General features: G+C 40.5%; 7 protein-coding genes. 6 read left to right on the plus strand and 1 reads right to left on the minus strand.

The features are described 5' to 3' along the window. The first annotated feature begins 416 nt into the window (after positions 1 to 416). The 4 genes from AAEY88_RS12305 to AAEY88_RS12320 all read left to right on the plus strand — a co-directional run bounded on the left by AAEY88_RS12305 (position 417) and on the right by AAEY88_RS12320 (position 2693). The gene (locus AAEY88_RS12305) at positions 417 to 761 is read left to right on the plus strand and encodes a hypothetical protein (RefSeq protein WP_350562831.1); all 345 of its coding nucleotides are present in this window, start codon (positions 417 to 419) and stop codon (positions 759 to 761) included. A gap of 315 nt (positions 762 to 1076) precedes the next feature. Then, positions 1077 to 1490 (plus strand): OsmC family protein, encoded by a 414-nt coding sequence (locus AAEY88_RS12310; RefSeq protein ID WP_350562833.1) that lies wholly within the window; start codon positions 1077 to 1079, stop codon positions 1488 to 1490. Between the two features lies 1 nt (position 1491). Continuing rightward, positions 1492 to 1956: a flavodoxin family protein gene (locus tag AAEY88_RS12315; protein ID WP_350562835.1), complete on the plus strand. Its 465-nt coding sequence runs from the start codon at positions 1492 to 1494 to the stop codon at positions 1954 to 1956. A gap of 86 nt (positions 1957 to 2042) precedes the next feature. After that, complete coding sequence (locus AAEY88_RS12320) at positions 2043 to 2693, plus strand: DUF938 domain-containing protein (protein WP_350562837.1); 651 nt, start codon at positions 2043 to 2045, stop codon at positions 2691 to 2693. A 117-nt stretch (positions 2694 to 2810) separates the two neighbouring features. Here the strand turns inward: AAEY88_RS12320 and AAEY88_RS12325 are convergent, their stop codons facing one another. Beyond that, positions 2811 to 3626 (minus strand): dienelactone hydrolase family protein, encoded by an 816-nt coding sequence (locus tag AAEY88_RS12325; RefSeq protein ID WP_350562839.1) that lies wholly within the window; start codon positions 3624 to 3626, stop codon positions 2811 to 2813. A gap of 306 nt (positions 3627 to 3932) precedes the next feature. Between AAEY88_RS12325 and AAEY88_RS12330 the strand changes: the two genes are divergently transcribed. Together AAEY88_RS12330 and AAEY88_RS12335 are read left to right on the plus strand one after the other, a co-directional pair. Continuing rightward, positions 3933 to 6020, plus strand: a complete 2088-nt coding sequence (locus AAEY88_RS12330; RefSeq protein WP_350562841.1) for a catalase — start codon at positions 3933 to 3935, stop codon at positions 6018 to 6020. 300 nt (positions 6021 to 6320) lie between these two features. Beyond that, the gene (locus AAEY88_RS12335; RefSeq protein ID WP_350562843.1) at positions 6321 to 7097 is read left to right on the plus strand and encodes an MBL fold metallo-hydrolase; all 777 of its coding nucleotides are present in this window, start codon (positions 6321 to 6323) and stop codon (positions 7095 to 7097) included. The last annotated feature ends 171 nt before the right edge of the window (positions 7098 to 7268 follow it).

Here is a 7268-nt window from a genome sequence, read left to right on the forward strand (position 1 = left end):
CTCAGAAGTGAAACATCGTTGCGCCAATGGTAGTGTGGTTCGCCCATGTGAGAGTAGGTCATCGTCAGCTCTCTATTCTAAAAAGAGTCATCTCGAAAGAGGTGGCTCTTTTTTTTATCTTAAATTCCTCAAAGAACTACGCAGTAAATCTTATTGATGAGCAAGGAATAGCAATGGTCTGGTAGACCGTTGCCCGCAGCGCAAGACGGAAGGCTTCGCTTGCAGAGATTTGCTCTTTCGAGCTCTATATACCTAATGTTGGGGGATTTTTATTACTTACGTCATACTCATAACTACGCAAATATTATTCAAAATGTATACCTTGTTAGTTGAGTTAAATTAGCTCATCTGATTACGTATCAGTAACATAAATGTTAGAATCAGTTACTTGAAGGTTTTTTTTGAAGGATAATAAAATGCGTAAAAATATAGTTATTAAAATAGTTGCACTCATTCCAGTATTTATAATTTCCGGGTGTATGAATATGCCTACTCCTTCTGCTCAGATTACTGGTTCATATACCTCTGGATTAAATTATGAAAAGTTTGACTGTGGAGATTTAAGTACTGAAATTGCCTCTTTAGCTCGCCGAGAAAATCAGCTATATGTTGCACAGGAGCAAAGAATTAAAACGAGTAAGGTTCAGGCATTTTGGATGGGATATGGTCAAGGTGATGGTGTCGAAGCATCGGAACTCGCTAACGTAAGAGGCGAGAAAGAAGCAGTTCGAAAAGCGTTCGAATCTAAGAGATGTAACTAAATTAAACGATGTCTGATCAAGCTTTGAAGTAAAGTACTGATAGTAATATAGAGTTACTCATATGAAAGTAGGTTGTCGTTAGATGTTTACATCGGAAACCCCCTAGCTTACCGCTTAGGGAGTTTTCTTTGGCTTTAGATTCTATATTTCATTTTTCACTCTAAATAAAGAATCTCCTCTTCATAATATGCAGTGAAGCTTCTTATAGGTTATTCTAAAAAGAATTTTTGAGATGTGAGGTTGCTGGTTATTATTATGAGGTTTCGGTACACTGGTTTTATACATAATGGTATTCAATATAACTAGGACAATAACATGACAACCTCTAAAGTGACTTATCAAGGTCAATTGCGTACGAATGCTATTCATCTACAATCTAATAATGAAATTATTACTGATGCGCCTACTGATAATCATGGCAAAGGTGAAGCCTTTTCACCGACCGATTTATTAGCGACTAGTTTAGCCAGTTGTATGTTGACGATTATCGGTATAAAAGCGGCTGATATGGGTGTTAATATTACAGGAACCACCGCCGAAGTGACCAAGGTAATGGCTGCTGATCCAAGACGAGTCAGTGAGGTACATGTGGTGATGACTTTTTCACAAGTATTAGATGAGAAGACGCTAAAAATATTTTATAACACTGCTTTGACTTGCCCGGTAGCTAACAGCTTGCATCCTGATATTACCCAAAACTTAGTCTTTAGCAATGGCAATAGAACTTAATATGATTTCTAAAACGCTACTTATCGTCGCTCATGCGCCTTCACCGAATACTAAGAAGCTGGCACAAGCCGCCTTTAACGGTGCAAATCATCCAGATATAGATATTAAAGTTATCCTTAAGTCACCACAGGAAACCCAGCCTGAAGACGTGCTTGCAGCTGATGCCTTGCTATTAGGCACGACTGAGAATCTAGCTTATATGGCAGGGCTGACCAAAGACTTTTTTGATCGCTGTTATTATCCGGTATTGGAAAAAAAGCAGGGCTTACCCTTTGCATTATATATTCGTGCTGGACAAGATGGTACGGGTACTAAGCGCGCGATGCAGACTATTATTACTGGACTGCGTTGGTCGTGGACACAAGAGGCACTGATCTTAAAAGGTGATTGGCAGGATGATTTTTCAAATCAAGTCGAAGAGCTAGCAATGACCCTAGCTGCTGGGGTAGAAGCAGGTATCTACTAGAAACATTGTTGCAGTGCTAGTTTTGAAATCAGTGATTATACCTAGTCTTTTAAGTCAGAGATTACAACCAGCTATTAGAGGCCGTTATGCATAGAGATAACTTAGGAAATACTAGTATTAACGACACTGCCGCTTTGCCATTCTCGCAAGCTTGTGAAAACAATAAACAGGCTATTTTAGAGGTTTTGCAAAAAGAATTGAAAGACTCCAAACAGGTTCTAGAGATAGGATCAGGAACAGGTCAACACAGTGTATATTTTGCACCTAGTTTGACGCATTTGCAGTGGCAAACCAGTGATGTTATAGCCAATCATCCAGCTATTAACGCTTGGCATAATGCCTATCCTGCGCCCAATTTGTATGCCCCTTTACCTTTTGATCTGCTACGTGATTCTTTGCCTCTTAATCCTGTTACTAATACGCCCTACGATGCGGTGTTTACTGCCAATACCTTACATATTATTGCTTGGTCTCTGGTTGAGCGTCTATTTCAATTGGTAGGCCATGCATTACCTATTGATAGCAAGCTTATCGTTTATGGGCCATTTAATGAAAACGGACACTATACTAGTGCTGGCAATCAGCAATTTGATGCGATGCTGCGACAGGGTAATCCAAATAGTGGTATTCGTGATAAAGAAGATATCGTAGCGTTAGCAGCTCTACGTTGTTTAAGTTTAAAAACTACATATGAGATGCCTGCAAATAATCAATTACTGGTTTTTCGAAAACAGTAATACCTTTGAGTATTAAACTATTCAAATTAAAAAAAGCCCTCTTAATTGATCATAATAGGATCTAAATTAAGAATGTTTTTTATTTGAATTTGCTGACGTCATTTGTCTTCAGTGAACTTACTTATATTTATCCGCTAGAAAGTCTAAATAGCGTTTCCAAGAGCGTTCATCTGCACGAGCATCGTATTTGTCACTGTCAAAGACAGTAAAGGCATGCTCTGCGCCACTATAGCTAATCATTTCATGCGCTACCTTCGTCGCCTCTAGAGTTTTACCTAACGTGGCAAAATCTTCCATTGGCACGACCTCATCTGCTGTTCCGTGAATGACTAATATCTCGCCGACCGTTTTGTCATAGCTTTGCCCTGTTGGTATTTTAAGTTCGCCATGGAAGGGTACAAAAGCTTTTTGCGGAAATCCAGCTCGCGCTAGTTCAAGAGCAACCGTGCCTCCGAAGCAGTATCCCATCGTAACGCCTTCGCGAACGTTATTACCTTGTTGCTGACCTGCATTCAATGCACCTTGAAGCAAGCGTCGCATTTTACTACGATCTTCATATAATGCTGAGGTCAGGCGTTTTCTATCTGCAATTTCAGTAGGACGAATACCAGCCCCGAACATATCTGCCGCCAATACATTGTAGCCTTCATTAGCTAACATATCAGCACGTTTGCGCTCGTATTCTGTCAGCCCATCCCAATCGTGAATTAGTAAGATAAAAGGGGCATTAGGTTTATCCGCTTTGGCGTAATAGCCTTGATAAGGCTGGTTATCTACCATATAGGTAATGTTTTTAGTAGTAATGGCTGCGGCAGTCTGGCTAACGATTAACGTCATCAATCCCAAAGATGTGCCAAGAAATAATGAACGAAAAGAGTTTTTTGTTAAGTAATTTGTTAAGTAAATAGAAGAGGGAAATATAAGCAACCTCATAATAAATATCCTTATAATTTAAGGTAAGAAAGGTAAATAACTGGCTTAAAAGCATATGGGTTGTTATTTATCACTGACTTATAAACTTTCATACAAACAATGTCTTAAGTCCATTATGAGAGTCGATTATTGATAGTAGCATGCGCTTAAAAAACTGTTGAGTAAAAATTATTTAACAGATGCAAACGTTAACTAAATATCAACAAGGTTAGCCATGTATGGTTTGGCATTTTTGAGTAATATAAATTATCAAAGTTTTTGCTACTTTCTTTATAACTTATTTTTACTCACTAGTTAGGATATTTTATGAAACAGAATATTGATCATACCGACCCAGCCAAAAATATGAACACCGAACATGGCAGTGGTGGCGAGACCCACCAGCGTGCAGGTGAAGACACAAAAGTGCTGACTACCCAACAGGGTGTGCCCATTGCTGACAATCAAAACTCACTAAAAGCTGGCACCCGTGGTCCGACATTATTAGAAGATTTTGTCTTACGCGAAAAAATCAATCACTTTGACCATGAGCGCATTCCGGAACGTATTGTGCATGCCCGTGGTAGTGCAGCGCATGGTTATTTTGAGCTGACCGAATCGTTGGCAGAATACACAACTGCAAAAATATTAACTGAAACTGGCAAACAAACCCCACTGTTTACGCGTTTTTCGACTGTGGCTGGTAGTAAAGGCTCAAAAGATACGCCACGTGATGTACGCGGTTTTGCAGTGAAAGTTTATACTGAAGAGGGTAACTGGGATTTGGTGGGTAACGATATGCCCATTTTCTTTATCCAAGATGCGATGAAGTTTCCGGATCTTGTTCATGCGGTCAAACCTGAACCTGATCGTGGTTTTCCGCAGGCTGCTTCCGCCCATGATACTTTTTGGGACTTTGTGTCACTAAGTCCTGAAACCATGCATAACGTTATTTGGCTGATGAGTGATCGTGGCTTACCGCGTAGCTTGCGTATGATTGAAGGTTTTGGTATTCATAGTTACCGTCTGATTAATAAAGAGGGCAAAAGCACCTTTATGCGCTTTCATTGGAAGCCAATGCTTGGTGTGCAGTCGACCACATGGGATGAAGCGGTAAAAATATCTGGCGCTGATCCTGATTACCATCGCCGCGATTTGTTTGAGGCAATTGACAATCAAATGTATCCTGAATGGGAGTTTGGCGTTCAGTTGTTCACTGAAGAGGAAGCTGATCAATTTCCGTTTGACCACCTAGATGCGACTAAGCTGATTCCTGAAGAGTTGGTGCCAGTCAAAATCGTCGGTAAAATGGTACTAAATCGTAATCCAGATAACTTCTTTGCCGAAACAGAACAAGTCGCATTCTGCTTGTCACATGTACCACCTGGTATTGATTTTAGTAACGACCCATTATTACAAGGTCGACTGTTCAGCTACTTAGACACTCAGCTATCACGTTTGGGCTCGCCAAACTTTGCGCAAATCCCAATAAACGCGCCAAAATGTCCGTTTGCTAACAATCAGCAAGATGGTCACATGCAGATGCACGTTCCTAAAACTCGCGTCCTTTATGAGCCTCAAAGTTTAGATCCAACCAGACCTCGTGAAAGTATTAAAAAAGGCTTTGAGTCGTTTCATGAGAAGCTAGATGATGGGGTTAAAGGTCGTGTACGGGCTGCAAGCTTCGCTGACCATTACAGTCAACCTCGTATGTTCTATCGTAGCCAAACGACAGTTGAGCAAGCGCATATTGCTTCAGCTTATGCATTTGAGCTTGGTAAAGTAGATACGGCGCATGTGCGCACCCGTACCATCAGTCATCTGCGTCATATTGATGAAGATTTGGCCAGCCGTGTCGCTAAGGCACTCGGCATGGAATTGCCAGAAGCGGCTGATGCGGCTGCACCTGTGCAAGATATGGCTACCTCTCCGGCTGTAAGAACGGTTGGTCTTTCCCCTAAAAGCTTAAAAGGTCGCTTGATTGGTATTTTAGTCGCCGGAGGCTCAAAGCATAGTGAAATCAAAAAGTTTGAAGATGCTGTTAAAGCTGAAGGTGCAAGTGTGAAGATTGTCGCGCCTAATAAAGAAGTGCTATTAGACGATGATACGCGTATACAAGCTGATGAACGTCTAGCGGGTGGTCCGTCAGTTATGTTCGATGCCGTAGTCAGTATCATGATGCCTGACCAAGCTAAAAAGCTGGCTAAAGACAGTGCCGCATTAGATTGGTTCACCGATGCTTACGCACATTGTAAAGCCATTGCTTATTGCGGTGCGACCGACGAATTTATCTTAAGCAAATTGCCGATTGAAAAAGATGCCTTTGTCACACCACTTGCTGATTTGGATACCTTTATTGAAAATGCTAAATCACGTCTATGGGAACGTGAGCCTAAAGTTCGTGACTTAGCATAATCTGGAACTGGTATAATGTGACTTAGCGTAAATTATGTCGGTTAGTGCATAGTATTAATATAGTAAGTTAAAATCTTAAACTCAGCCTAGGTGCTGAGTTTTTGCATTTATAAAGAACCATATTTAACAATAAAATAGAGCAGTAACCGATATCACTATAAAAATATTGATGTAAAGTATAAAAATAATAAGCGTCATAATTAAAATATGGACACAAGCGTTCACTCAATATAACGTATTGTAAGAGCACGAGCGTTATACTAACGATAATAGTTATCGATACTTAATCAAGGATGATTAATGAGTTTATGTGAAATCATACGGCTAGATGGATACATTCAAAGTACTTATCTTGCCGTGTATCCTGACAAGCTGTTATTACTAGATGGTTGCTGTCGTCCTGATGTGCCAATGGTATTAAATTATATCCGAAACATTTTACAGCGACCAGTAACTGATCTAAAAGTAGTAATAGTGACGCATATGCATCCTGACCATGCTGGCGGGGCAGCTAAGCTTAAAAAGTCAACAGGCTGCCAAATTTTATCTGCGGATAAATCACAGCAATGGTATAATGGCATCAGTGGTCAACTGATGCATTTGGTAGATACGGGGCTTGCCTATTATGTGGCTAAACGTCAGGGGTGCCGACCTAAAAATCTATGGTACTCGGCGCATCTTCATCCTGATATTACGGTTCAGGATGGTGATCTCATTCCTGAATTTGATGATTGGCAGGTATTCGAGACTCCAGGGCATACCGATCGAGACTTGTCGCTGTTTCATTTGCCAAGTCGGCAAGTTTATACCGCTGATTTAATTATTAAGTTGCGCCATAAATTTGTTGCCCCTTTTCCAATTTATGATCCCAAGGCTTATATTAGTTCTCTACAAAAAGTTAAAGCTTTGAACCCCTCTAATGTCATGATGGCACATGGGCGAGAATTAGCTATTGATGCAGCGACCTTTGATATGTTGATCGTTCAAGCGCCTAAGCATCGCCGTACGGTAAAAGATACCATTCGTCATAAGTTATTATGGGGGAAGAGCGAGGGTTTCAATATTTTTAAGTGGTAGTAGGGTGCATTGAATATCAACATATAATTTATTGCAGACCATCTAAAAAGAAGACGCAAAAAAAAGCCCAGTCATTATAATGGCTGGGCTTTGAAAATATGGTGGGCCGTCCGCGATTCGAACGCGGGACCAATTGATTAAAAGTCAACTGCTCTACCAACTGAGCTAACG

The sequence above is a fragment of the Psychrobacter sp. CAL346-MNA-CIBAN-0220 genome, assembly GCF_040309805.1.
In the GTDB taxonomy this organism is placed as follows: Bacteria; Pseudomonadota; Gammaproteobacteria; order Pseudomonadales; family Moraxellaceae; genus Psychrobacter.